General features: G+C 42.9%; 25 protein-coding genes and 1 pseudogene. 14 read left to right on the top strand and 12 right to left on the bottom strand.

Going from position 1 to position 25,802, the window contains the following annotated elements:
* Window positions 1–30 precede the first annotated feature (30 nt).
* From thrS to ACQY1Y_RS15810, 5 genes are all read left to right on the top strand, one after another.
* Window positions 31–1,887 (top strand): threonine--tRNA ligase, encoded by a 1,857-nt coding sequence (thrS, locus tag ACQY1Y_RS15830; protein WP_430013115.1) that lies wholly within the window; start codon window positions 31–33, stop codon window positions 1,885–1,887.
* Between the two features lie 114 nt (window positions 1,888–2,001).
* Window positions 2,002–3,027 carry a CobW family GTP-binding protein gene (locus ACQY1Y_RS15825; RefSeq protein WP_430013114.1) on the top strand — a complete coding sequence of 342 codons (1,026 nt, stop codon included), beginning with the start codon at window positions 2,002–2,004 and terminating at the stop codon, window positions 3,025–3,027.
* Between the two features lie 530 nt (window positions 3,028–3,557).
* Entirely contained in the window at window positions 3,558–4,337 is a 780-nt protein-coding gene (locus ACQY1Y_RS15820; protein ID WP_430013113.1) for a hypothetical protein, read from the top strand.
* Window positions 4,337–5,146 (top strand): metallophosphoesterase family protein, encoded by an 810-nt coding sequence (locus ACQY1Y_RS15815; RefSeq protein WP_409831294.1) that lies wholly within the window; start codon window positions 4,337–4,339, stop codon window positions 5,144–5,146. Before ACQY1Y_RS15820 ends, ACQY1Y_RS15815 begins: the two co-directional genes overlap by 1 nt.
* 21 nt (window positions 5,147–5,167) lie before the next feature.
* A complete protein-coding gene (locus tag ACQY1Y_RS15810) occupies window positions 5,168–5,866 on the top strand; it encodes a metallophosphoesterase family protein (RefSeq protein ID WP_002760212.1) in 699 nt (232 codons plus the stop codon).
* Between the two features lie 122 nt (window positions 5,867–5,988).
* Here the strand turns inward: ACQY1Y_RS15810 and ACQY1Y_RS15805 are convergent, their stop codons facing one another.
* The 4 genes from ACQY1Y_RS15805 to ACQY1Y_RS15790 form a co-directional block, all read right to left on the bottom strand.
* Window positions 5,989–6,972, bottom strand: a complete 984-nt coding sequence (locus tag ACQY1Y_RS15805; protein WP_430014686.1) for a methyltransferase domain-containing protein — start codon at window positions 6,970–6,972, stop codon at window positions 5,989–5,991.
* Window positions 6,973–7,148: 176 nt separating this feature from the next.
* Window positions 7,149–7,388: a FeoC-like transcriptional regulator gene (locus ACQY1Y_RS15800; RefSeq protein ID WP_002760210.1), complete on the bottom strand. Its 240-nt coding sequence runs from the start codon at window positions 7,386–7,388 to the stop codon at window positions 7,149–7,151.
* 31 nt (window positions 7,389–7,419) lie between these two features.
* Entirely contained in the window at window positions 7,420–9,750 is a 2,331-nt protein-coding gene (gene feoB / locus ACQY1Y_RS15795; RefSeq protein ID WP_430013112.1) for a Fe(2+) transporter permease subunit FeoB, read from the bottom strand.
* A 42-nt stretch (window positions 9,751–9,792) separates the two neighbouring features.
* Window positions 9,793–10,428 carry a FeoA family protein gene (locus tag ACQY1Y_RS15790; protein ID WP_430013111.1) on the bottom strand — a complete coding sequence of 212 codons (636 nt, stop codon included), beginning with the start codon at window positions 10,426–10,428 and terminating at the stop codon, window positions 9,793–9,795.
* A 417-nt stretch (window positions 10,429–10,845) separates the two neighbouring features.
* On the opposite strand from ACQY1Y_RS15790, the gene ACQY1Y_RS15785 reads away from it, so the two are divergent.
* On the top strand, window positions 10,846–12,720 hold the full coding sequence (locus tag ACQY1Y_RS15785) for an ABC transporter ATP-binding protein (RefSeq protein WP_430013110.1): 1,875 nt from the start codon (window positions 10,846–10,848) through the stop codon (window positions 12,718–12,720).
* On the opposite strand, the gene ACQY1Y_RS15780 is transcribed toward ACQY1Y_RS15785, so the two are convergent.
* Window positions 12,713–14,110, bottom strand: a complete 1,398-nt coding sequence (locus tag ACQY1Y_RS15780) for an amidase (RefSeq protein WP_430013109.1) — start codon at window positions 14,108–14,110, stop codon at window positions 12,713–12,715. The genes ACQY1Y_RS15785 and ACQY1Y_RS15780 overlap by 8 nt on opposite strands.
* A gap of 136 nt (window positions 14,111–14,246) precedes the next feature.
* On the opposite strand from ACQY1Y_RS15780, the gene pyrR reads away from it, so the two are divergent.
* Complete coding sequence (gene pyrR, locus ACQY1Y_RS15775) at window positions 14,247–14,780, top strand: bifunctional pyr operon transcriptional regulator/uracil phosphoribosyltransferase PyrR (protein ID WP_002736112.1); 534 nt, start codon at window positions 14,247–14,249, stop codon at window positions 14,778–14,780.
* Between the two features lie 184 nt (window positions 14,781–14,964).
* Here pyrR and ACQY1Y_RS15770 read toward each other — a convergent pair whose 3' ends face one another.
* The 5 genes from ACQY1Y_RS15770 to ACQY1Y_RS15750 all read right to left on the bottom strand — a co-directional run bounded on the left by ACQY1Y_RS15770 (window position 14,965) and on the right by ACQY1Y_RS15750 (window position 18,147).
* Complete coding sequence (locus tag ACQY1Y_RS15770) at window positions 14,965–15,747, bottom strand: endonuclease/exonuclease/phosphatase family protein (protein WP_430013108.1); 783 nt, start codon at window positions 15,745–15,747, stop codon at window positions 14,965–14,967.
* Window positions 15,748–15,992: 245 nt separating this feature from the next.
* Window positions 15,993–16,193: a photosystem II assembly protein Psb35 gene (gene psb35, locus ACQY1Y_RS15765; RefSeq protein ID WP_002737145.1), complete on the bottom strand. Its 201-nt coding sequence runs from the start codon at window positions 16,191–16,193 to the stop codon at window positions 15,993–15,995.
* A gap of 59 nt (window positions 16,194–16,252) precedes the next feature.
* Window positions 16,253–16,660 (bottom strand): gamma-glutamylcyclotransferase family protein, encoded by a 408-nt coding sequence (locus ACQY1Y_RS15760; protein WP_430013107.1) that lies wholly within the window; start codon window positions 16,658–16,660, stop codon window positions 16,253–16,255.
* Window positions 16,657–17,682 carry an aldo/keto reductase gene (locus tag ACQY1Y_RS15755; protein ID WP_002742186.1) on the bottom strand — a complete coding sequence of 342 codons (1,026 nt, stop codon included), beginning with the start codon at window positions 17,680–17,682 and terminating at the stop codon, window positions 16,657–16,659. Before ACQY1Y_RS15755 ends, ACQY1Y_RS15760 begins: the two co-directional genes overlap by 4 nt.
* Window positions 17,683–17,994: 312 nt before the next feature.
* A complete protein-coding gene (locus ACQY1Y_RS15750; protein ID WP_430013106.1) occupies window positions 17,995–18,147 on the bottom strand; it encodes an anacyclamide synthesis AcyG domain protein in 153 nt (50 codons plus the stop codon).
* Window positions 18,148–18,214: 67 nt separating this feature from the next.
* Here ACQY1Y_RS15750 and ACQY1Y_RS15745 point away from each other — a divergent pair, with 67 nt between their 5' ends.
* The 3 genes from ACQY1Y_RS15745 (at window position 18,215) to ACQY1Y_RS15735 (ending at window position 19,451) form a co-directional block, all read left to right on the top strand.
* Entirely contained in the window at window positions 18,215–19,006 is a 792-nt protein-coding gene (locus ACQY1Y_RS15745; RefSeq protein ID WP_002735258.1) for a Uma2 family endonuclease, read from the top strand.
* Window positions 19,007–19,150: 144 nt separating this feature from the next.
* On the top strand, window positions 19,151–19,294 hold the full coding sequence (locus ACQY1Y_RS15740; protein ID WP_002736704.1) for a hypothetical protein: 144 nt from the start codon (window positions 19,151–19,153) through the stop codon (window positions 19,292–19,294).
* Window positions 19,284–19,451: a DUF5615 family PIN-like protein gene (locus ACQY1Y_RS15735; RefSeq protein WP_002737266.1), complete on the top strand. Its 168-nt coding sequence runs from the start codon at window positions 19,284–19,286 to the stop codon at window positions 19,449–19,451. The genes ACQY1Y_RS15740 and ACQY1Y_RS15735 overlap by 11 nt, the downstream gene beginning before the upstream one ends.
* A 185-nt stretch (window positions 19,452–19,636) precedes the next feature.
* Here the strand turns inward: ACQY1Y_RS15735 and ACQY1Y_RS15730 are convergent, their stop codons facing one another.
* A complete protein-coding gene (locus ACQY1Y_RS15730; protein ID WP_180995423.1) occupies window positions 19,637–19,801 on the bottom strand; it encodes a hypothetical protein in 165 nt (54 codons plus the stop codon).
* Window positions 19,802–19,972: 171 nt separating this feature from the next.
* Between ACQY1Y_RS15730 and ACQY1Y_RS15725 the strand changes: the two genes are divergently transcribed.
* Both ACQY1Y_RS15725 and ACQY1Y_RS15720 read left to right on the top strand, forming a co-directional pair.
* Window positions 19,973–20,476, top strand: coding sequence for a thermonuclease family protein (locus tag ACQY1Y_RS15725; protein ID WP_430013105.1), 504 nt, complete (start codon window positions 19,973–19,975; stop codon window positions 20,474–20,476).
* A gap of 41 nt (window positions 20,477–20,517) precedes the next feature.
* Window positions 20,518–20,913 (top strand): hypothetical protein, encoded by a 396-nt coding sequence (locus tag ACQY1Y_RS15720; RefSeq protein ID WP_430013104.1) that lies wholly within the window; start codon window positions 20,518–20,520, stop codon window positions 20,911–20,913.
* A 378-nt stretch (window positions 20,914–21,291) separates the two neighbouring features.
* Here the strand turns inward: ACQY1Y_RS15720 and ftsH3 are convergent, their stop codons facing one another.
* The gene (ftsH3, locus tag ACQY1Y_RS15715; protein ID WP_002742170.1) at window positions 21,292–23,145 is read right to left on the bottom strand and encodes an ATP-dependent zinc metalloprotease FtsH3; all 1,854 of its coding nucleotides are present in this window, start codon (window positions 23,143–23,145) and stop codon (window positions 21,292–21,294) included.
* A gap of 272 nt (window positions 23,146–23,417) precedes the next feature.
* Here ftsH3 and ACQY1Y_RS15710 point away from each other — a divergent pair.
* Window positions 23,418–24,665, top strand: a pseudogene (locus ACQY1Y_RS15710) (RNA polymerase subunit sigma-70).
* Between the two features lie 2 nt (window positions 24,666–24,667).
* A complete protein-coding gene (locus ACQY1Y_RS15705) occupies window positions 24,668–25,795 on the top strand; it encodes a DUF1822 family protein (protein WP_430013103.1) in 1,128 nt (375 codons plus the stop codon).
* Window positions 25,796–25,802 lie beyond the last annotated feature (7 nt).

The raw sequence follows: 25,802 nt of genomic DNA, 5'->3' as shown, positions 1-25,802 counted from the left end.
AGATGATAATCATTATCATTTTAGCTGGCAATGGTCAATCAGATTAAGTACCCCCGAGCAGAAAGCTCCGTTATCGAAGAAGATTCGCAAAAAATCGTAAAAATACGCCATACTTGCGCCCATATCTTAGCGATGGCTGTACAAACTCTCTTTCCTGAAACCAAAGTCGCTATTGGTCCCTGGACAGAAACGGGATTTTACTACGATTTTGATCGCCCAACACCCTTTACCCCCGAAGATTTGGAGAAAATAGCGGCAGAAATGGGGCGAATTATCGGGAAAAACCTGCCAATTATCCGAGAAGTGCTGGAAAGAAGCGAAATTACCGCAGAAATCGAGCGCCTTAATCAACCCTACAAAAAGTTAATTTTAGAGAGAATTCCCCCAGATGAAACCATTACCCGTTATTTTATCGGTAGTCCGGACGCAGGACGGAGCGATCGAGAACCCTCGTTAATTGATGGCGCTGTTTCTCCCCCGGAAGAATTTTGGTGGGATCTGTGCGCGGGACCCCATCTCAACTCGACGGGGGAAATTAACCCAGATGCTTTCGCCTTGGAGAGTGTAGCGGGTGCTTATTGGCAAGGAGATGAAAAACAGCCGCAATTACAGCGAATTTACGGCACAGCTTGGCAAACCCCCGCAGAATTACAAAATTATCTCCAACAAAAAGAAGAAGCGCAGCGACGAGATCATCGCAAATTGGGACAACAATTAAAATTATTTAGCATCCAAGAAGATGCCGGTGGCGGTTTAGTTTTTTGGCATCCCCGGGGTGCAACAATGCGTTATTTAATCGAAGATTATTGGCGCCAAGCTCATTTAGAAGCGGGTTATCAATTTCTTTATACTCCCCATCTAGCTAATTTAGATCTGTGGAAAACTTCTGGACATTGGGACTTTTATCGCGACAATATGTTTGAGGCGATCGAGTTAGAACAGCAAAGCTATCAAATTAAGCCGATGAATTGTCCTTTTCATGTTTTAACCTATCAAAATGACCTGCATTCCTATCGAGAATTTCCCCTCAGATGGGCAGAATTAGGCACAGTTTATCGTTACGAGCGATCGGGGGTTTTACACGGATTAATGCGGGTAAGAGGTTTTACTCAAGATGATGCTCATATTTTTTGTTTGCCCGAACAAATTGCCGCAGAGATTCTAGGAGTTTTGAACTTAACCGAGAAAATTCTCTCCGATTTTGGCTTTACTAATTATGAGGTAAATTTATCGACTCGTCCCAGTAAATCCGTGGGTAGCGATAGTGTTTGGGAATTGGCAACCGCAGCTTTAATTGAGGCCTTAAATGCTAAAAAGTGGGATTATATTGAGGATCAGGGAGGTGGGGCTTTTTATGGTCCGAAAATTGATATAAAAATTCAAGATGCGATCGGTAGAATGTGGCAATGTTCTACGATTCAGGTCGATTTTAACTTGCCAGAACGCTTTGATATGCAATATGTAGCTAGGGATGGTAGTCGCGAAAGACCGATTATGATTCATCGAGCTATTTTTGGCTCTTTGGAAAGATTTTTTGGTATTTTAATCGAGAATTATGCGGGAGATTTTCCTCTCTGGTTAGCACCTATTCAAGTCCGTTTATTACCCGTTAGTGATGAACAGCAGCATTATGCTTTAGAGGTAGCAGTGCAGTTAAAACAAGCTGGTTATCGAGTGGAAATCGATAAAAGTGGTGAGCGTTTAGGCAAACAAATTCGTACAGGAGAACTAGAAAAAATACCTGTCTTAGCTGTGATTGGAAAACGAGAAGTTAGCAGTAAAACTCTAAGTGTTCGCACTCGACAAGGGGGTGATTTAGGTTCGATGACGCTGGCAGATTTATTAGAAAAAATGCAAACGGCGATCCTATCTAAAACTAATCTCTGAAACTTTTGTATAAACCGGCAATTAGTGGAGATCGATCCCCTCTAGACGAATTTAACAGGGTTGAGAAAAGCCTATTTTCTGCCAATTAATTAACTTACAAGTGGGTTAGCTGCCATGAGTTCTTTGATAATTCCCCTCTCCGATTCCCTCCCTTGTTTACCTAAATCAGGAATGCCTGTGACGATTATTACTGGTTTTTTAGGGAGTGGAAAAACCACTTTACTAAATCATATTCTTGACAATAAAGAAGGGTTAAAAGTTGCAGTTTTAGTCAATGAGTTTGGTGATATTAATATTGATTCTCAATTGCTTGTTTCCATCGATGAAGATATGGTAGAATTGAGTAATGGCTGTATTTGTTGTACAATTAATGATAGTTTAATTGAGACAGTCTATCAGGTCTTAGAAAAAGAAATACCCGTAGACTATCTAATCATTGAAACCACAGGATTAGCCGATCCTTTGCCAATTATCCTCACTTTCTTGGCCACGGAATTAAAATATCTGACTCGCTTAGATTCTATTATTACCCTCGTGGATTCTGAAACCTTTACTGCCGATCATTTTGATAGTAATATTGCCCTTAGTCAAATTCGTTATGGTGACGTGGTAATTCTCAATAAAATAGATCGAGTCAGTCCCAAGAAATTAGATGATTTAGAAAAGTTTATTCGTCGGGAAAAAGAGGGTATAAGACTCCTAAAAAGTAGTTATGGTCAGGTTCCTTTGGGTTTATTGTTAGATATAGGTTTAACTAAAGAAGAATTGTATAAAGTCCAGTTGAGAGACTTTCAAAAAAATCGCCCAAGCTCCAATGATAACCAATCTCCTGAAGACTTTAATTTTGTCTCCTTTGTTAGCGATAAACCATTTAATCTAGATAAATTTGAGCCTTTTCTCACGCAAAAAATGCCGATAAATGTTTTTCGAGCTAAAGGTATTCTTTGGTTTCAACAAAGCGATTTAAAACATATTTTTCAATTGAGCGGTCCCCGTTACGATCTGCAAGCGGTAGAATGGGATACATCTCCTAAAAATCAGTTAGTTTTTATCGGCAGAAATTTAAATAAAGAGGAAATCTTGACACAACTAAACGAATGCTTGGCTAGTTCTCAAAAAATTAAAAAGCACAAACTATGAATAGACCTCTTGCAGAAATCAAAAATCGTTGTTAGGGTTAGGAGTCAGTAGCCAGTAGTCAGTAGTCAGGAGAATTAAGAATGAATAATAATCAATTAAATGGTCTATTTACAGATTTTATGCCATTTAATCCTTATTTTTGTCGTTTTTGAACTCTCAAAAATTAATTATGCAAGAACTCTAATAATTTATGGATAAAAACTTTAAAATTTAACGAACCCTCGATCCCATGGTTTTACATCTCTTTGTTCTCCAAGTTCATTATCGCAAACCCTTGCACTTTACGGAAGCGGCGATCGATTAAGGGAACAATTAAAAATGATGGGAATTACCTTAGTTGATTTACCCGATGGACAAAGCCAATGGTATCCTAGAGAAAAGAGCCATAACCATGATTAATATCCCAAGAAACCGCCAATTTTTCCCAAAATAACCTTACTAAGTCTAGAGGATTGGTTTAAGGAAGATTACTTGCCCCAATCTGACTTATGCTAGAATGATTATCATTACCACAATAAAGAAGGAGCAAAATGATTATCGTGGTGACGGGGGGTATAGCTGCGGGAAAAACCCATTGGATTCGCCAACAAATCGCCCAAAGCAAGCAGCCAAGTCTATATTTTAGTCCCCAGACGGAAACTTTTCCCATTGATCATCTCACTTTACAGAGTGACTTTCCCCAGTTGTCCTGTATTTCCAGGGAAGAAGAAGACCTTTTGAGCAGTTTATCCGTCGAAAACACGGTCTATATGGAAGTGCCGTGGCATTTAGACACGCAATCCCTCGAAAGCTTTCTAAAACCCCTCAATTGTCATCGGGTAGCGATTACGTCTCCAGACGAAGAAATCCCCGAAGGACAAGTTCCCGTCGATGAAATGGTCATCAGTCCCGTCAAAACAACCATAAAAGGTGATCAATGGTTAAAAAAACGAGAAATACAGATTTATAGAGCCGTTTTAACGGGAGAAATCCTCGATTTTTCCAGTTTAACCACCTTTTGGACAGAATTAACCCAAGGGGCCTATGGGGAAGTGCTGCGGGTTAAAAGTATCTTCGATATCATCGACGGTCAGTGTATTTATGGGGAATTTATGGATGAATGGCCAGAAAAAGACTTTCAAAGCTTAAATTTCCCCTTAAATGTCGATGGGAGACCGAATCGCTTCAGTGGGATTGAAATCGTCGGTCGCAATCTCGATAAACCGACAATTGCCGATACCCTGAGTGATTGTTGTCTGTCCGATGAGGCACTTTTTTATTATCAACAACAATTTCAAGAATCTTTAGAGCCAGAAATGGAGTTAATCTGATGAAAATAGCCGTTTTATCCTGTATTCATGGCAATATGCCCGCTTTAAATGCTGTTTTGCAAGATTTAGACCAACAGGGTTGTCAAGAAATCTACTGTTTAGGGGATTTGGTTGGGTATGGACCCCATCCTAACCAAGTGGTGGAAAAAATCCGTCAACTGGGGATTACCACGGTACAAGGGTGTTGGGATGAGGATATCGTTGAGGGATTAAATGCCTGTGAGTGCAGTTATCCGTCGCTTTTAGCAGAAAAACGCGGTAGATTAGCTCATGAGTGGACAAATCAAATAATCACCCCAGAAAACCGTAATTATTTGTCAAAACTGCCCGAAATTTTTAAGCTAGATCACCTCTGTTTTGTCCATGGTAGTCCCCAAAGTAACCATGAGTACCTTTTAGCCGAAATGGACGCTTTTACGGCTTTAGAACGGGTTTTATCGGTAGATACAGAGGTTTTATTCTGTGGACATACCCACATCCCCTACATTCGCACTCTCGACGCGGGAAGCTTGCAAATAAAAGTGTATCAACCCGATGGGGAACAGTCGCGGCAATTTACCACACCGGTTAAACGTATCATCAACGTGGGATCGGTGGGAGAACCACGTCACGGTCGTCCAAATGCCACCTATGTGATTTACGATCGAGAAACGGCAGCGGTACAACTGCGAGAAGTGGCCTATAACTATCAGGAAACCTGTCAGGCTATTTTAGCATCGGGTTTACCTCCTATTTTCGCTTGGCGATTGGCTAAGGGTCTAGAATATGCGGAAAAAGCCGATGATCCGACTCATGTTTGCGAACGTTAATTTGTGATAAATCAAGAAATTATGTGGGCAATTTTAAGCGGTATTCAAGGCAATTTACCAGCCTATCAAGCGGTCTTGGAAGATATTCAGCAACGGTCAGTTACTGTAGAAAATTTATATATTTTAGGAGATTTTATCGGTGTTAATCCCGATAGTGAAATGCTAGTAGAACAAATACGTTATCCCACTAAAAATAACTTATATCCACAGGTTTGTCGGGGATGGTGGGAAGAACAATGTTTAATTTTACACAGTTTAGGAGCCACAGGAGAACCGACGGAATTAATCGATAAACATGGAATTGACAGCACTAAACAACTCTGGGATGCAGTTTCTTTAGAAACGGTGCAATGGTTACGAAATCTCGATTTTGGTTTTGTCGAGTTGGATTGTTTATTAATTCATGGCAGTAGTGTCAGTGTTAGTGAAGAATTAACCCCCGATACTCCCCCATGGCAAATTTTAGATCGACTGCAACGGGTGGGAGTTAATAATCTATTTTGTGGTCGTGCGGGAAAAGTTTTTGATTATTCTTTACAGTCCGCTAATTTAACTAGCACTGTTACTACTTTAGATAAACGGCAACCAAGTCAAACTTTGACGATTCAAGATAAGCGTTTAATTGGGGTTGGTAGCGTTGGTAAAGAATTAAATAAAGCAGTTTACACTCTCTATAATCCTAGTAATAATTGCGTGGAGTTTAGAACCGTACCTTATTAATCTTTCAGAGATTAATTAAATATTAAAGATTAATTTAAGTAGGTAGGTGTTAAAAATTATCAGACACCCCCCTTATCAAGGGGGATCAAGGGGGGATTTATCTTCAATTTAATTATAACCAGCTAGATAACTGAGGTAAGAGACTCTTGCTGACTTACTTGCAGATGGGATTGAGCGCGAACAGCGCGGAACATCCCAAAACGACATAAACCCGTACCAAAGGCCAAACGCATCAGCAGAATTGTCGGCACTTCTCGGACGGATTTAAGCAACCCAGTTAGACCAAATTGCCACCAACCTTGGGGACGAATCACCCCCTGCCAAATGGTATCAATCCAAGAGGGTAGAGTGGCTTTTGTCCAGTCAGCAGTCATCACTTCCCCATCTACCAATCCCGTGGCCGCTAACTGTTCGGCAAAACCTTCGATACTGGCAAAAGCGGGGTGGGACCACTGATCCAAAAGTTGGCGCATTACAGGACTTTCCCAGAAATTGAGCGGTTTTTGACGGTCATCTCGCTGATTCCAGTCCGCTACCACCAGGACTCCCCCCGGCTTAAGAACTCGCAGTAATTCCTGAGCAAAAACGGCTTTGTCCGGCATATGGGGACCGGCTTCGATTGACCAGACCACATCAAAACTCTCGTCGGGAAAAGAAAGGGCCATGGCATCATCGACCAAAAAGCGAGCATTTACATCTGGGGGTGTTAGTTCTTTGGCCCGTGCCACTTGTTTGGGACTAATGGTGACACCGGTAACGGCAAATCCGTAGTCGCGGGCCAGAATGCGACTGCTGCCACCAATACCACAACCGACATCGAGGAGAGTTGCACCGGTGGGTAGTTTATCCAAACCTCCCCAAGAGACCATTTCCGCCACAAAGTCGGCTTTTGCCGCTAGAAAGTCTTTTTTTTCTGGTGGGGAACCGTAGTGACCTAAATGGATGTGTTCGCCCCAATAATATTCTAAAATCCCGTCCTGGGTCCATTGGTCGTAGGAATTGGCCACCGAGTCCGACGATTGGTACTTGCGAGAGGAAACAAAATAGACGACGATAGCGATCGCTAGGAGTAAACCTAAAGATGATGTCAGCAAAAGTATATTCATTAAATGCTGCTGGGCAAACTGATACAAAGCTTAATAACTCTTAAAGATTATACAACCTTGAGGTTCTGCGGTTGAGTGACTTTGGTTCCTCGCCAGAAATTAACTATCCCCGTTGAAAGCGACTGGTAATACAGCAGTTATCTTAATGGTGAGATCACTTCTGTAGTGGTGAACTTTTATCTGTTTGTCCCTGTGGAATTGCCCTCAATCCATTCGTAAAAAGCCATAGATTCTGGGGAACAACGGCTGCATCCTCCGCATTTTTCTAGGGAAATCAGACGAATTCGCCCTTTTTTTAGCAAGCGATCGAGCATAGGACTTAAGGCATCCGCTGACATCCGAAAGTGTGTGGATAAGTCAGACAGAGATGCTTTCTGATTTTTGGCAAGATAAGCCTGTATATCAATTAAAATCATCTTTATCAACCTAGAAAGGTAAATTTAGGAGTTAGGAAGTGGAGAGGGGACGATTGATTTTTCGGGGACGGAGATTTTTTAAGGTGAATAAAACCCCGACTACGGTTAAACCCATCAAGACTATCCAAAAGAGAGAAAATCCCGGATGTCGAGAAAAAGTAGCGATTTGATAGAAGGAAGTGGCAACAATATAGGCCATTCCTGTGGTCCAGAGGGCAATAAAAGCAGTCCAACCGGCATTAGTTTCGCGATATACTGCCGATGTGGCCGAAACACAGGGAAAATAGAGCAGAACAAACAATAGATAGGCAAAAGCACCCGCTTGACCATCAAATCTTTTCGCCATTGCCCCAAAGATTCCTAAATCTACTTCTTGCTTCTCGGCAGCCGTTTTTTGATCTTGCAAATTACCAATATTTAAACCCAAGGGATCAAGTAATTGATTGGGTAATTCCGCTAAATTGGCGGGAATAGTGGCGATAGCTTCCTTAATTTGCCCCCAAAAGTCGAATTTTACCTGTGCTGCCCCCTTATTCGGGTTATCTTCCCCTGCTAGTTGGCTGTAAATCGAGTTTAATGTCCCTACCATCGCTTCTTTGGCAAAAACTCCCGTAAAAATTCCCACTGTTGCCGGCCAATTTTCCGGTTCTAGTCCCATGGGTGAGAAAATAGGAGTTACAGCTTTACTGGTAGCACTTAAAACCGATCGCTCGCTGTCTTGATTACCAAAAGAACCATCAAAACTAAGGGAGTTGAGTAGTCCCAAAATCATCACCATTAAAACGATAACTCGTCCAGCTTTCCATAAAAACGCTTGCAGACGTTCCCAAGTGCGAATTAAAACCCCTTTCAGACGCGGTAGATGATAGGGAGGCAATTCCATAATAAAGTGACTGACTTCTCCCTTGAGTAGGGTTTTTTTCATCACCAATCCCGTCAAAATAGCGGCGAGAATTCCTAAGATATAAAGACCAAAAACGATATTTTGACCTCCTATGGGGAAAAAAGCCGCCGCAAATAGGGCATAAACAGGTAATCTGGCCCCACAGGACATAAAAGGGTTCATCATAATCGTCATTAAACGATCGCGAGAATTTTCTAGGGTCCTGGTGGCCATAATTGCCGGTACATTGCAACCAAATCCCACTAGCATGGGAACAAAGGATTTACCCGGCAATCCCACCAAACGCATCAATCGGTCCATGACGAAGGCTGCCCGGGCCATATAGCCGGAATCCTCTAAAATTGACAAAAAGAGGAACATAAAGCCAATTACGGGGATAAAAGTGGCGACGGTTTGCACACCTCCCCCCGCTCCATCAGCGAGCAGAGCAATTAGCCAACCTGGGGTATGGATTTTTTGTAAAACTTGGCCAAAACCATCGACAAAGATAGTCTGGGCAGTTAAATCGAAGAAATCGATAAAGGCAGCACTAACATTGATGGTAAACAAGAACATTAGGTACATTACGCCCAAAAATATCGGAATTCCTAACCAGCGATCGAGAACAATCCGATCAAGGCGATCGGACATGGTATCATTTATTTGTCCAGTCCGTTGAGTGGCTCCCTGAGTAACTTGTTGAATAAAGCCATAACGAGTATCAGCAATTAAAATATCAAGGTCTTCCCCTAAAACTTGGTGTATTTGTCGTCTATGCTTGACGATAATGCTTAATAGTTCCTGGGAGCGCAATTCTGGGGCGATGCGATCCTCGTATTGCAGTAGATTTAAAGCGGTCCATCTTGGCTCAACGATCCTTTTACTGCTATGGTCGTTAATGTAGGCAACAATCTCGCTCAGAGCTTCCTCAATTACCGCAGGATAAGCCACATAAGCGGCAGTATGGCTAATATCATCGACTAATTCCCCAATTTTTTGCTTTAATTCTCCGATTCCCTCCCCTTTAACCGCACTAATCGCCACGACAATTGCATCCATGCGAGCGCTTAAGAGTTGCGGATTAACCACAATACCCCTAGTTTTGGCCACATCCATCATATTCAGGGCAATCAACATCGGTAAACGCATCTCCATGATTTGGGTAGTAAGGTAGAGATTGCGCTCTAAATTAGAAGCATCGACGATATTAATCACTAAATCCGCTTCTCCTGACAGCAGATAGTCCCTAGCGACTAATTCATCCATTCCTGTCTCCCCTTCTTCCACATCGAGGGAATAGACTCCGGGTAAATCCACAAGGGTGATATCTTCCCCGTTAACTTGAAATCGTCCCTCTTTGCGATCGACTGTTACTCCCGGCCAGTTGCCGGTCCGTTGATTGGCCCCTGTGAGAGCATTAAAAAGGGTAGTTTTGCCACAGTTAGGATTGCCAATTAAGGCGATAATCGGTTTGACCATAATTTAGGATATTTAGTTACGAATAGGCTTAGATGATTAAATTTAGCTTTCTGGGTCTATTTCTTCGACGATTAAAGTGTCTGCCTCCTGTTTACGCAGACTGAGATGAAATCCCCGCACTCGAATCTCGACGGGATCCCCCAAAGGTGCGACGCGAATAACGGTAAACTCTGTCCCCGGAGTTAATCCCATTGATAACAATTTTCCTTTGTATCCGCGCAATGCTCGGTCATAACCGACGACTTTACCCGCTTTTCCTATGGGTATCTCCCGCAGAAATGTTCTTACTTCAGGTAGGTCTTTTTTGGGTTCCAGTTTTTTCGGTTGACTGTCACTAACGAGGATTTTTTCGGCCATTTCTGCCCCGATACCGATACGATTGTCTTGAATGGCAATTAAAACTGATCCCCTCCCTTGGGAACTAATTACCTGTAATTGAATGCCGGGGTTTAATCCCATACCTAGGAGTCGATTGATCCCTCCTGTCCCCTGAAATCCCACTAACCAGACGGTTTTTCCCATTTCCACTTGTGCGAGGGGATAGGTGGCAGCCAAGTCATTACCCGTGGGAGTGACATTATATAATTCTGTCTTTTTACCACCCCAACGGAAAAATTGGGCTTTATTTGGCGATTTTTCTAGTTTTTCTGGTTGATTAGGTCTAATTTTATCGTCCATGCTTTTTTTATCTCCAAAGGTAATGAAGGTCTTTCATTCAAGAGTGACAATAATTCCTTGATAGCTCATCGAGTTTACTGAAGTAGCCAAAGGGTGAGAACTGCACTACTGTCAGCCTCAGTCAACGGTTTTGAAACTGTCTAAGACTTGCGATCGCTTAAATAAATGCTAATTATTCTCAATTACCAGTCTAATCTAAAAGGGGAGACAGGAAAGAAAATTTTTTCTTTAAAAAAGTCGCCAGTCTCCGGTAAATGGCGATCGCTGAGAGACGAAAATATTCACTAATGCTGGCAAAATTCTCCCTTGCAAGGGAGATTCCCCCAGCTATCTACCAATTAATTGCACCCAGCTACTGGGAACAGAAAAAGCTATATTTAATAAGTAAATCGAATCTGTTTTTCTGAATAAAGACCTATGGATAACAAAATTCTCGACGTTCACCATCTCACCGTTGAATTTTCCAATCAGAAAAGAACAACAGTCGCCGTTAATAACATTAGTTTTAGCTTGCAGAAAGGTCAAGTTCTCGGTTGTGTGGGGGAATCGGGTTCAGGAAAATCTGTCACCTCCCTCGCACTCATGGGATTGGTTCCCTCTCCGGGAAAAATTACCGGGGGAGAAATTTGCTTTCGTCCAGCAAAAGGTCAGTCAATGCAAGTAGTAGATTTATTATCTATTCCCCCGGAAGAATTTCGTTATTATCGCGGGGGAGAAATGGCAATGATTTTCCAAGAACCAATGAGTTCTCTTAATCCAGTCTATAACATCGAGTTTCAACTCACCGAAGCAATTTTACTGCATCAAAAAGTCACCCCCGAACAGGCAAAAAATCAAGCCATCTCTCTACTGCAAGAAGTGCGCTTATTACCCAGTGATCAACAGTTAGAGGAGAAATATATAGAAACTTTTCCCTTAGAAAATAAGGGTCATGTTAGAGAAAAAATTAGAACTTATATTCAAGAACAAAAAGAAGCAATTCTCAAGCGTTATCCTCACGAATTATCGGGGGGACAATTACAAAGGGTAATGATTGCCATGGCGATTTCTTGTAATCCTACTCTATTAATTGCTGACGAACCAACCACCGCTTTAGATGTGACTGTCCAAGCAGAAATATTAAGATTATTACGCGATTTGTGTAAAAGCGATCGAGAAATGTCAATGGTTTTTATCTCCCACGATTTAGGAGTTATTAACGAAATTGCCGATCAAATTGTCGTGATGTATCAAGGAGAAATTGTCGAACAGGGAACTAAAGAAGAAGTATTAAATTATCCCCAACATCCCTACACAAAAGGTTTACTTGCCTGTCGTCCTCGCTTAAACTCTCGTCCAGAAAAATTGCCCACCGTCAGCGATTTTTTACAAGTGGAAAAAGACTCTCAAGGTAAGATTATTGAATTACAGGAAATTACTCCACCAGCAGTTAAATTTATTACTCTCCAGGAGGAAGAAAGCAGAATCGCAGGTTTACAGAATCATGAGAATATTTTATCAGTAGAAAATTTATCGGTTAGATTTCCAGTTAAGGGAGTTTTCGGGCAAGTAAAGACCTTTTTTAATGCCGTAGATCAGGTCAGTTTTGCCGTTAAACGGGGGGAAACCCTCGGTTTAGTCGGTGAGTCGGGCTGCGGAAAATCCACCCTAGCAAGGACAATTCTGCGCTTAATTCCTGCCACTTCCGGAAATATTTATTTCCGAGGAGAAAATCTCGCTAAATTAAATCCCAGCGATCCAAAATTAAGACTACTGCGACGGGAATTACAGATAGTTTTTCAGAATCCCTACAACTCCCTGAATCCCCGTTTATCCATCGGTAAAGCAATTTTAGAACCGATGGTTATTCATCATACTGGCGGCAATTCCCAAAAGCGACGGCAACGAGTAGAATATTTATTAGAACGAGTTAAACTCGATCCTACTTGGTTCGATCGCTATCCCCATCAATTATCGGGAGGACAACGACAAAGGGTGTGTATTGCTCGCGCTTTAGCCTTAAATCCTCAGTTTATTATCTGTGATGAATCTGTCTCTGCTTTAGATGTTTCCGTACAAGCGGAAGTCTTAAATTTACTCAAAGAATTACAGCAGGAATTTAATCTCACTTATATCTTTATTTCCCACGATTTAAGTGTCGTCAGATTTATGAGCGATCGGATTATGGTGATGAATAAAGGTAAAATTGAGGAAATCGGTACAGCTAACGAAATTATCAACTCTCCCCAAAGCGATTACACGCGTAAACTTATCGCTTCCATTCCCCAATTTACCGAAAGTCTTGCTAGTTAAAATTAGCCATCAAACCGAAAGGATTAGCTGCCTCTAATTGTGCCGATAAACCTAACAAAGTGATTTCATCAGCAGGTTTACCTACTAACTGAATTGCCACGGGTAAACCCTGACTATCCACTCCTGTGGGTAAAGCAATCGCGGGTAAACCACTCGCATTAGCAATCGGAGAAGGTGCAATCCAACGAATCATCTTATCAACCGCTTCTTCCGGTGGTAAATTTTCCCACTCAGCAATTCCGGGGGGTTGATGTAGAAAAATTGGCAAAAGTAAGACATCAAAATTATCAAACATCGCCACAATTTGCCGCGAAATAACGTGCATCTGCCGCACCGCTTGCAGGTATTCCCCCGCACTGCCAGAATTGTCCAATAACCATTGGTTAAGGGGACTTAATAACTCCCTGGGAATTGCCGCCGCTGCCGTCCCCGCTTGCCAAATACGGCGAAAAGGAGCGATTAAAGCCTGTAAATCGGGAGAATACTCCGTTAAGTGATGCCCCATACCCTCTAAAATTTTAGCCGTCTCGATCACAGCATTTTTATAGACGGCAGCCGCTTCGCCGAAGGGGGATATGGAAGTAGAAAAAGCGATTCTTAGGGGTTTTACGCCTCTCTGAGTGGCTTCTAGGAAAGAAAAGGGCGGATCGGGTAGCCAGTAGGGATCGCCCGTCGTATAGCCCGAAATCACGGTAAGCAGCGCCGCCCCATCTGCCACCGTCTTAGAAAGAGTGCCGTTAGTGGCGATACCGCTTTGAAATTCCCCCACCGGGGCATAGGAAACGCGCCCGCGACTGGGTTTTATCCCCACCAAACCGCAACAACCCGCCGGAGTACGCACCGAACCGCCACCGTCGGAACCCTGGGCAATCGGGCAGAAACCCGCCGCTACCGCCGCCGCCGCGCCACCACTGGAACCTCCTGCGGTATAATCGCAGTTGAAGGGGTTACGAGTCGGCAAAAAACCCGGATTTTCGGTGTAGGGAAAGGACCCTAACTGGGAAGTGGCAGTTTTGCCCAGAAGGATAAAACCCGCCATTTTCATTCTGGTGACGATTCCTTCGTCGTATTGGGCGATATTTCCCTGTAAAGCGGCGACTCCGTAACTAACTGGCATTCCAGCGACGGCATTTAAGTCTTTAATGGCGGTGGGAACTCCAAAAAAAGGCGGTAATTCGGCAGTAGCGGCGATTTGACTTAATTGTTCCGTTTGGGCGCCCGCGGTGGCTAGGGCGCTTTCCCTGGCGACATGGACAAAACTACCAATTTGACAGTCAAATTTCTCAATTCTGTCGAGGTATAAATGGGTTAATTCTAGGGGGGAGATTTGTTTAGTGCGAATCAGTTGGGCTAATTCTAGGGCAGATTTTTGCAATAATTCATCACTCATGAGCGATCGAGTTAAAATAGGTAAGTGAAAATAATTATATTCGTTAGTGATGGAGATGGTTTTAAAAGAAAAAGTAAAAAAAGACCATTACTGTAAAAATTTCCCTATCCCCTATTCCCCCTTGTCTTTGAAAATTATGACCCCACAGTTAATTGAAATTCTCTCGGCTGACGAAATTCGTCGCACTATTACCCGTTTAGCTTCCGAAGTTATCGAAAAAAGTGGCGATTTGAATAATTTGATTTTGATCGGTATCTACACGCGAGGAGTGCCTTTAGCTAATTTAATTGCTAGTCAAATTGAGAGCTTAGAAGGGGTAAAAGTTCCCGTGGGAGCGATCGATATTACCTTCTATCGCGACGATCTCGATCGCATTAAAACCCGCACTCCTGCTAAAACCAAAATGCCCCTAGATGTCACGGGAAAAACCGTGATTTTAGTTGATGATGTTATCTACAAAGGTCGCACAATCCGCTCCGCTTTTAATGCTATTATTGAGTATGGCAGACCGCAAAAAATCCGCTTATTAGTCCTCGTTGATCGTGGTCATCGGGAATTACCAATTCACCCGGATTTTACTGGCAAAAAACTCCCCACCGCAGCCGAGGAACAGGTCAGAGTTTATCTACAGGAGATTGACGGCAAAGATGGGGTGGAATTAATCAAATAAACAGATAATTGGTAACTAATCCCCGGAGGAAAATAAACAGAATTGCCTCGATAATAGCCACGAAAATAGCACTTCTTGAGTCTTTTCCTGTTGAAAACACCGAAAAAATTTAACCATTGAATTACTAAAGTCTGCTGAAGCTTTCACCCTCTATATATTTGCTAAATACAAAAATAATCTATTTCTAGGGCAAGGTAAAAGCAGCAATTACAGGATAATGATCGGAAGGAATAAGATTCAACCAACGGCAAGGATCGACTTTAGCCCAATCTAACTGCAAACGGCTATCATAATAAATGGTATCGATGGCTAAATAAGGAGTATCAGTGTAATTATTAAAGCTCATTTGTTCGGCTAATTCCAAATCGGCTAAAGCGTCCTTTAATTTAATTTCTGACTGGAGAGGTTGAGTTAAAATCTGACGGGGTAATCGTTGAGAATTAACATTAAAATCACCTGTTAAAAATAGGTAATCTTTTGTTAAATCTAGTTGACAAAAACGCTCCTGTATGCACTTAGCACCTAAGTCCTTAGCTTTGTCGCTATAGTAATCGAGATGGGTGTTATAAAACTGCAAAGTTTGCCCCTCAAGAGTGCGAAATTTAGCCCCCGTTACCATGCGGGGATAAGGATTACCCCAAGCTTCGGTAATACTGCCAACAATATCGGGAGTTTCTGATAGCCAAAATTCGTATATTTCTAAACATTTTAACCGACTTGGTTGATACAAAATCGCACAATGTTCATCTAATCCTGTTCCCCTGCGATCACTACCTAAACTTTGGTATTTTGGCAATAAACGGTGTAGATCCAATAGTTGATTAGCGCGAGCTTCCTGAGTACCAATTATATCGGGAGAATAGTGAGCAATTAGAGCCGCTACTGCTTCCCTTCTTACTCGCCAATTACGCTCATCAGGATCGGGTTTATCGTAGCGAATATTAAAGGACATCGCTGTTAGTTTCATAGCAAAATGGAGAATAGGGAAGATGGAAGGGAATGGGTAGTTCTGTCAGTAAATAGTAATCAGTAATCAGTGAACTGAAAACCCACATCTGATAACAAGGTCTGAATCTAAAACCTAATTTGTTAAGCTAAAAGCTTTGATGTGCTTAGTTTCTAACCTTCTTTTTAGGTAGGAGAATTGCCAGATTCTGTGTTTTGCCCCTTGCCTCTTGCCTTGAGAAGCTGATAACTGATAACTGCCTTTTTCTAGGATCGAGAATCAGAATCTATATCTGTCTTCACTTCGGGGATAATATCCGGTCTTTGGGCATCTTCCCAACCAACCGGGCGCTTAGAATTATACCAAGCGATCGAACCGATGGTGACAGCAGCCAGAAAACCGACCACATAAACTGCCACGAAATAAACGGGGAATTTGCCACTGGCCACTTCTAGGAGTAGATACATAATTTTTTCACGATTAAGCTTTTAATTTGTATATCTTAACAGAATCGGCCCCCTCATCCCTATTCTCGATCGCTACTGGTCCACCAACCGGAAGGCAGCCAAACACCGCCATGAAAAGCTATTTTTGCCGGTGTCATCATATATCCCCAAGCTTCGCAGATTAATTCTCGCTCTAGATTATAAATAGGGATTCTGCGACGCTGATACTCGTTTTCTTCTGGAGATCTGCCGGGTTGATAATCTTCCAAACCATCCAAAAGCCCAATATCATAATCTGCGTTAAAAGTCAATAAAATTCCCTTCACCCAGCCCTCCCCCTCGGTCAGTCCGGGATAACCGAGGGCGGTAAGATGGTATAAATGCCCCCTTGTGTAGGCGGTTTTAGAGTTGATCACTTTTCCTGCACAGTAGGCAGAATAGTTACTCTCCCTGGGTTTCAGGGTTCCATAAACAAAGACTTCCATCATCGGTCCAATTGTGCCGCTACTCCTCCTAATAGGATATCGCGAACAAATTGACTGGCTAAAAGTTCCTGGGGAAAACCGAGGGAAATGGCACTGATATTATCAAGTCGTTGCAGCTGTTCCCCAGTCAGGTTAAAATCCACACAGGCGAGATTATCCTGCAATTGGGACAATCTTCGAGCGCCAATGATAGGAATTATGGGGTTAGGGCGATTTCTGAGCCAATTTAACGCCACTTGTGCTGGTGATTTCCCGATTTCTCTGGCAATCTCTAGGACGGTCTCGGCAATTTTCAGATCGCGATCGAGAATTTGAAAAGGTTGGTCGGTCATGCTTAAACGACCATCGACGGGGTTGGGTTGATTATATTTTCCCGTTAAAACTCCTCCTCCCAGGGGACTCCAAGCTGTCACCCCGATGTTTAATGCTTTGGCCATAGGCAATAATTCCCGTTCGGGGGTGCGTTCCTTGAGAGAATATTCTATTTGTAGTCCGATAAAGGGTGTCCATCCCCGTAGGGTGGCCAGGGTGTTTGCTTGGGAGACAATCCAAGCAGGACTGTCAGAAATGCCGATATAAAGCACTTTTCCCATCCTGACCAAATCATCGAAAGCACGCATCACTTCCTCCATAGGAGTGAGAGAGTCCCAAATATGAAGCCAGAGTAAATCGATATAATCAGTACCTAAACGCTTTAAACTAGCTTCTACCGCCTGAAAGAGGTTTTTTCGATGATTTCCGCAGGCATTGACATCCCCGGGACGGGTGTTGAGAGAATATTTCGTGGCGATTACCCATTTTTCTCGATCGCCCTTGACAAATTCCCCCACTAATGTTTCACTGGTTCCGTTAGTGTAGATATTAGCAGTATCGAGAAAATTGCCGCCCGCTTCCGCAAAAGCCTGAAAAACCGCCCGACTTTCCTCTTTATCCGCTCCCCAACCCCAATCTTCCCCGAATGTCATCGTCCCTAGACATAGTTCGGAAACTCGCAGACCACTATTACCTAAAAGTTTGTAACGCATAATTAACTAAAATTTTGAATAAGAAGTTAATTATAATTGAATTTGATCGACAGCTAACCCTGGCCTCAGTGGTTATACTAAATTCCGTTGAGAAGGTATAAAGGAGCGGGGAGCGGGGAGCGGTGAATCTGCCTGTCCACAAATGGTGCTGATAATATGGTTAGCATGGAAGCGCAAATGCAAACTGTTGCGGATGTTTTCCTCGGGGATTTCTTCTTTGAACAGATGCTCTTTTTCTTCCTCACTTTTGCCACTTTTTTCTACATCTAAAAAGGCTTGTAAGTGTTGCGGATCGATGGTAAATTCTTCCGACTAATAGGGATCAAGGCGGGTAATATTTGCTGATTGGAAACAGACGATATCTAAATCAATTAGTCCATCAAGAACAGCGATTTTGATGAGTGGATCGCCTTTTGTCTGGGAGCGAAGAGCGGTCATTCCGAGGATAGCATTGAGATCAGGCATAGTTTTTGCAGGTTTTGAAGAACAGTTATAGAATAAAAGCTAGATAACAAAAATAGGGGAATTAAAGATGAGTTCAATGACCCAAACTGTACAACCCTCAACCACAATTCAGGAACCTTCGACCACAGCGTATTGCGCTTCCCCTTTACCCGACCACACCCAACTCCCCGATAAAGATGGAAGTTTTGTGAAAAACTATCAAGAGCCTCCCCAAGCAGACCTTTTAACGCATACTATTACACCCCTTTTAGAACAATTACATCCTGACGGTAATTACTGTCTGGGTCGAGATTGTGGGATTTATTGGCGATTGCCAGAGTATCCAGAATCCCTAGAAAAAGGTGCTGTTGCTCCCGATTGGTTTTATGTTCCCCATGTCCCCACAACGATTGATGGTCAAGTTCGCCGTTCCTTTGTGATGTGGAAAGAAACCATTGAACCGGTTATTGCCTTAGAATTTGTCTCTGGTAATGGTGAAGAAGAACGGGATAAAACGCCTGTTAAGGGTAAATTTTGGATCTATGAGCGAGCGATTCAAATTCCTTTTTATGGGATTTATGAAGTTAACAAGGCTCAGATCGAGATGTACCAGTTAGTTAATGGTCGTTACCAAAAAATGACTCCTAATCAGCGCGGTCATTATCCCATTACTCCTTTAAAGGTAGAGTTAGGAATTTGGCAAGGGGAATACCAAAATCAGTTCTTTCCCTGGCTTCGCTGGTGGGATGGGGAAGGTAACTTGTTGTTAACTTCCCAGGAATCCACTCAACAGGAACGACAACGAGCCGAACAGGAACGACAACGAGCCGATCGCCTAGCGGAACAGTTAAGGGCCTTGGGGATAGAACCTAAAGATTAGATCTCTTGCATAAGTCTAGACAAAATAGGATAAAATAGTCCAAGAGTTAAGATTGAAAGATGACTTACGAACAAGTAAGGGACTTGCGTATTAATAAATTACCATCTAGACTAGAGAAGCAACTTGTTACTCCCACTCTCAACTATGGTAACTGAACTGACTGAAAAAATCAAATCAAGCTTGAAAGATGCGGCAAAAAAGCTGACAGGTTTTAAGAAAAGGGCTTTTATGGCGCAAGTAACTATAGACTATTTTAACTCTTCTGAGAATCCGGTTTTTGTTAGATGAAAACTTATCCCCAGACCTCAAAATATCTCTGTTGCGATTGAATCCTAATCTCGATATTTTGCGAGTAGGTGAACCCGATGCACCACCACTGGGAACTTTAGACCCAGAAATCCTAGATTATGTTGCATCATTTCAACGGTTGTTAGTTACCAAATAATTGTCGCAGTATGCCCGGACACCTGAAAAACCATTGGGATAAGGGGGGACATATTTGGGGTTTACTATGGTTGCGTCCCAGTGCTAATTTAGAAATCTGGGCAGAAGAATTATATCTGATTTAGGAAGCATCCGAAGCAGAAGAATGGATTGACCGAGTTGATTGGATTCCCTTTTAAATCTTCGCTATTTTTCAATCTTACCAGCGATCGCATTTAGCCTGGCTTTGATTCTGGTCATCCACTGGTTAAACTCGGCCGATTGCCGGTCGATAGCTTCCTTCCGTAACCTTATTTCTCTGGTTGTTTTTTCGGTGGCTTCTAACCGGATATTTAATTCTGTAATCATCATTGCCTCAAGTATCCATTGATTCTTTACGGCAGGGAACCTGACATATTAATCAATGGGAATCACCCTCTTTACGGAAATTTTGCCGTTGACATCCTCACCACCGTAAAATAGACGGCGATTACCAATCCCGACGATTTGGTTTTCCTTGCCACCGTCACGCACCCAAAAACCATGAAGCGCCTTTTCCTTTTAGCGATCGCCTTACTATTGGTGTTCTGTCAGAACCTTCCCTCCTCAACCTTAGCCAATACCCGCACTTGCACGGTGGTCAGGGGTTCGGTACACGACGGTGACACGATTAGGGTCGATTGTGACGGAAAACAGCAGAGAATCCGATTCGCCTGTGTTGATGCCCCAGAAATAAAACAGGAGAACGGCATCGTTAGTCGTGACCACTTGCGATCGCTACTCAACCGAGCGAATAACCAAGTCACTATCAATGCTATCGATACAGATCGCTTCGGGCGTACCGTGGCCGAGGTGTACGCCAACGGTCAGCTAGTTCAACTGCAGCAGGTAAAAGATGGTATGGTTTGGGCTTACGATCGATTCAAAGCTGACTGTCCCAGCTGGAATGAAATCGAAAGGGCTTTTACCGAAGCTCGATCGAACCGCAAGGGAATTTGCGGGGGAAACCCGATGCCACCCTGGGAATGGCGAAAACGGAATCGGTAGTTTTTGATCTGTAGAGATAGAAAAATTCCCAGAGGTAAATTATGAACAGAGACATCATTACTGGAATGGACGGCGAGATTTATGCCAGACTGGATCTGAGTCGGGAATGGGGCGGAGCGATCAATCTGGGAAAAGCTAAAACGGGAAAAAGCTTCGAGGTTGACGGTCATTTAGGGGAAACTAATCGCTGCGGCGTTTGGGATAGTGTGGACAGACTCAAATTCAGGACTTCGCGTAACCTTCGTTTGGAACTCGCCACCGACCCCAACGTGATCACCGAGCTAGTGCGATTCGATAGTAAGGGTGTGGCAACTGTTGTTGGCTCGGTTGAATACGGCGACCGACTGTCTCTCAATTTAACACCTGGTCGCTACGGCCTCAGTTTCTTTGTCGAGGGAGATTTGATCTCCTATCAGGTTAATGCCAGTTTCATTTAGGGCTGTTGACTGATCGCTGATAACTGATAACTGATAACTGATAACTGAGAAGGCGTTACTGAATCAAGGTATGAATGCCAACTGTGCATCGTGTCCAAAAGTTAGTTTGGGTCTAGGTTTTAAAAATCCCACAAGAGAAGATTCATACTAAATCTGGTTATTAAAAACTGATTATTTATCCCCCCTTTTGCCTCTTGCCTTTTGCCTTTCCTGATATGTAGCCTATACTCAACGGATTTAGTATCATATCTCAAATCAGCAACGCCTGTTAAGCTGATTAACAGCTGATCAGCAAGAAATTAAGTTTGTCATTAATTTTCATTTAACAAAAAAACAGCACCCATCAGGATGCTGTTTGTCAAGAAAATGTTACAAAACTTAAGCTAAAGCCGCCATTTTCACCTCGTTATGAGCGAGGATATTTTGTAACTCCTCCGCGTCCACGGTTTCTTTTTCCACTAACATTTGCGCTAACTGGTCCAAGATGGCGCGGTTATTGACTAAAACCTCTTTAGCGCGACGATAGGCCTGTTCCACTAGGTTACGCACCTCCTCGTCAATAGCGGCCGCAGTTTCATCGGAGAAATCTCGATCGGAAGCGATATCACGACCTAGGAAAACATTACCATTTTGACGACCTAAAGCCACCGGTCCGAGGCGATCGCTCATTCCGAAACGAGTTACCATTTGCCGCGCTACTCGTGCCACCTGTTGCAGGTCATTAGAAGCACCCGTAGTTACTTCCTCCTCACCGAAGATAATTTCTTCAGCTAAACGACCCCCCAAAGCTACAGCCATCTGATTTTGCAGATAAGCGCGAGAATATAACCCGGATTCCATGCGATCCTCGCTGGGAGTGAACCAAGTTAAACCCCCAGCGCGACCGCGAGGAATAATACTAATTTTCTGGACAGGATCATAATCCGGCATTAAAGCACCCACCAAAGCGTGACCAGCTTCATGGTAAGCAACTAAAGTTTTGCGTTTTTCGCTCATGACGCGATTTTTCTTCTCAGGGCCGGCCAAGACACGATCAATCGCATCGTTGATCTCATCCATGGAAATCTCGGTTAAATTGCGACGTGCCGCTAAAATTGCGGCTTCGTTGAGCAAATTAGCCAGATCCGCACCGGTAAAACCGGGGGTACGACGAGCGATTTTATCGAGATCCACGTCTTGGGCCAAAGTTTTGCCTCTGGAGTGGACATTAAGGATTTCCTTACGGCCAGCGTAATCGGGACGATCCACCACCACTTGGCGATCGAAACGACCCGGACGTAATAAAGCGGCATCCAGCACATCAGGACGGTTAGTGGCGGCGATAATGATAATACCTGTATTACCTTCAAAACCGTCCATTTCCGTTAATAATTGGTTGAGGGTTTGTTCCCGTTCATCGTTACCACCCCCTAAACCGGCACCCCGTTGACGACCGACAGCATCAATCTCATCGATAAAGACGATACAAGGTGCATTCGCTTTCGCTTGTTCAAACAGGTCGCGGACGCGAGAAGCACCCACCCCGACGAACATTTCCACAAATTCCGAACCGGAAATGCTAAAAAACGGGACTCCTGCTTCTCCAGCTACTGCGCGAGCGAGTAGGGTTTTACCAGTCCCCGGAGGACCGACTAAAAGGACTCCTTTGGGGATTTTTGCCCCAATTGCCGTGAAGCGATCGGCATTTTTCAGGAAGTCCACCACTTCGTTTAATTCTAATTTTGCCCCTTCAATCCCGGCCACATCACCGAAAGTAACCTGGGTTTGGGGTTCCATCTGTACTCTTGCTTTCGATTTGCCGAAGTTCATCGCTTGGGAACCGGGACCACTTTGGGCGCGACGGAGCAAGAAAAATAGACCAACAAGAAGTAAAATCGGGAAAAAGAGGCTACTGAAGGCTCTTACCCATACTCCTTCTTCTCTTTGGGGCAGTACGGAAATATCAACGTTATTTTCTGCCAAGATGTTGATTAATTGCGGATCGTTGGGCAGGTTAACTAATACATTTGTACCGTCTTGGGTGGGTACGATCGCTCGTTGCCGGTCGGCACTTAAGCGCACGGTTTCTACTTTACCTTCCCGCACTTCCTGTAAAAATTCACTATACTTCCAAGTTTGTTGCACTGCTGGCTGGCGATCGAAGAAAGCTGAGGCCAAGGCAAGGACTACGATTAACAATAGGGCATATAGTCCCGCATTGCGCCATTTTTTGTTATTACCGTTTTTGTTCACGCTGTCGAACTCCTGATAAATTGAGGATGATCTTATCGGTTGTTAAGGGGTTGTTAACTTATGTTAACGTTTCTCAGGAACAGTGGACAGGTTTTTTTTTAATATGCCTGTTCTGGTCTTGCATGGGGGTTAGCTGTTGGGGGTGGGGGAGTATGTCAATGTGACTCTCCTAGACCGAGTATGATCAATTTGTAACAAAATGCCAAAATACTGCATAAAAGCTGCAAGTGGAACGATAGAGAGTTTAGTTGACCTCCACGGGGACTAGCTAGATGAAAAAACGAGAGACTTTGCTGGAGAAGTTTTGTTGCTTTTTAGTTTTGCGACAAAATAGGACAGAATGGAATTGCGATCAGCGTTTGCGTCGTAACATGGAAAGCTATGGCCCAATCGATCCTAATGTCGATTCCGAGGATTATTGGTCCCTATTCTTTCAGCAACAGTATCAGAATCCCGGTTCCAAAAATCATCTTTTTCGTGGGCATTTATATGCTTATTTGCAGGAACCTTGCTACTGGGCTGCTGCCGAAATCTATCAAAAATATCAAGCTAAACTAGATTATCAGATCGAAGACTACTTTAACGAAGGAATTCTTGATTTTGAGGCTATCTTAGCTGACTTTAAGCCTTTATTCTCCACTCGCTTCGATAATTTTGCCACTCAGAGGATTAAATATCGCTTAATCGATCGCATCCGTCAGATTAGTCAAGCATTCGGCCATAATACTTGGAGCCTACTACTTAATTCTACCTGAGCGCGTCTCAGCCAAGCTCTCCAGACGAGGGGATTAGTGGGGGAAACTCTCGAAAATTACCTTTTAGCTTGGGATTACTATAAAGAAATTTATGCCCAGGCAAAAATAAAAACCGATGGTAAAATTCAGGAACCTAGTCCAGAAATCTGGCAAAAAATCGCCGCTGCTTATAACTCGGATAGCCACGCTACCATCAAAATCAATTCTGCGACAATTACCCGATGGTTAAAGGATGCGGGACAAGCTATTTTTGATCATTTATTTCCCCAAGGAAAAACAATTTCTCTACAGCAACCTTTAGGGGGTGAGGAAAGTAGCACGAGGGAGGAAATGATCGAAGATACTGACCATGATACCCCTTGGCAGCAATTAGAAGCGGCGGAAAATTTTCGCGAGTCGCAACAAAATCACCAAAAAATTCTAGCTTGGTTAGGGGCAGAAATTCAACAGATTTGTCAGCAGCCGCAACAGGCAAAACTGCATCCGCAAATTCAGTTAATTCTAGAGATGACTTATGGGTTGGGGTTGGGACAAGTGGCAATTGCCGCTAAGATTACAGAAATTACCACGGTGGTTATCAAACAATATCAGGTTTCTAGGGAACTGGATAAAGTTTATCGTCACCTCGCTAAAAAGTTTTTACCCTGGGCCAGCGAAAACCTGCATATTTCTTTCCAGTCTCACGATAGAGAAGTTATTAGTAAGGCAATAGAACCATGGCTAACATACTACTATCAAACCAGCGCAACAACTCAGGAGGATTAATTATGGTTAATGATTGGTTAGAACTAACTCCTGATAGCATTTGGCTAGAAATACCCGCCGATATTCAAGAGATAAGTTGGGCAAAAAGTGCCAGTTTTACTGATGCCAGTATTCGTCAGAGATTTTATATTAATTATCTCTGTCAACAAGTTATTTTTAACTATCTACAGTCAGGGATGCCTGGGGTTAGCTTAGTAGAAAATCAAGAGGATTTCTGGCAACTAGGAGTTAATGGTTTTACCGTTAAATTAGGCGAAAAGTCAGTAATAGTTATTGCCAGCGAAACTCTGGATCTAGAAGCGATCGAAATTCCTCAAGAATGGGTAGATATTCCTCAATTAATTGGTGATTATTATCTAGCGGTACAGGTAAACACTGCCGAAAGTCATCTGAGAATTTGGGGTTCTACTACCCATAAAGATATTAAGGAAAAAGGACAATATATTAAGCGTAATCTTAACTACTCTCTACCGAGAAATCAACTGCAATCAGGATCAGATTCTTTAGATTTATGGGGAGAGTGTCAATTACAACCAGTGAAGATTGAACGGGAAAAGATGGAAGAAAAACTATCTTTAGATAGATTGACAACCTTACTAGACATCTTAGCTAATCCTCAGTTAATCTTTCCCAGAAAAGCCGTTACTTTTCAGGAATGGGCAGCAGTTATCGTCAATAGTAACTGGAGAAAAATTTTAATTACCCGTCGGCAAAAATCCCCCGTCAAGTTAACCAATTGGTTTACTGATAATTTCCCCATTGATTGGCAAAGTATCCTCGATTTTAGCTCACTGTCACTGGTTACAGCTTTCAAAAATACAGAAATTAAACGCATCAAAGATTTAGGAGTAGAATTACTGGGAAATCCCCTCGCTTTGATGATTACTATCGCTAAAATTGAAGAAGTATTTAGCCTGCAAGCGACTGTTTACCCCACGGGAGAAACAAGCACTTTACCCCCCCATTTAAAATTAACTATTCTCACCGAAACTGGTCAGGTTTTTCGAGAAGTAATTGCCACAGATAACGATGAATTTATTCGTTATAGATTTGATGCTGAATTGGGGGATAAATTCTTCATTGAAGTGGCCTTAGAATCGGCAAGAGTCACCGAATATTTACAAGTATAAGCGAGGA

Source organism: Microcystis ichthyoblabe FBCC-A1114 (genome assembly GCF_050500245.1).
Taxonomy (GTDB): domain Bacteria; phylum Cyanobacteriota; class Cyanobacteriia; order Cyanobacteriales; family Microcystaceae; genus Microcystis; species Microcystis ichthyoblabe_A.
Note: the sequence above shows the minus strand (reverse complement) of the source record. Positions and strands in the feature narration are given on the sequence as shown.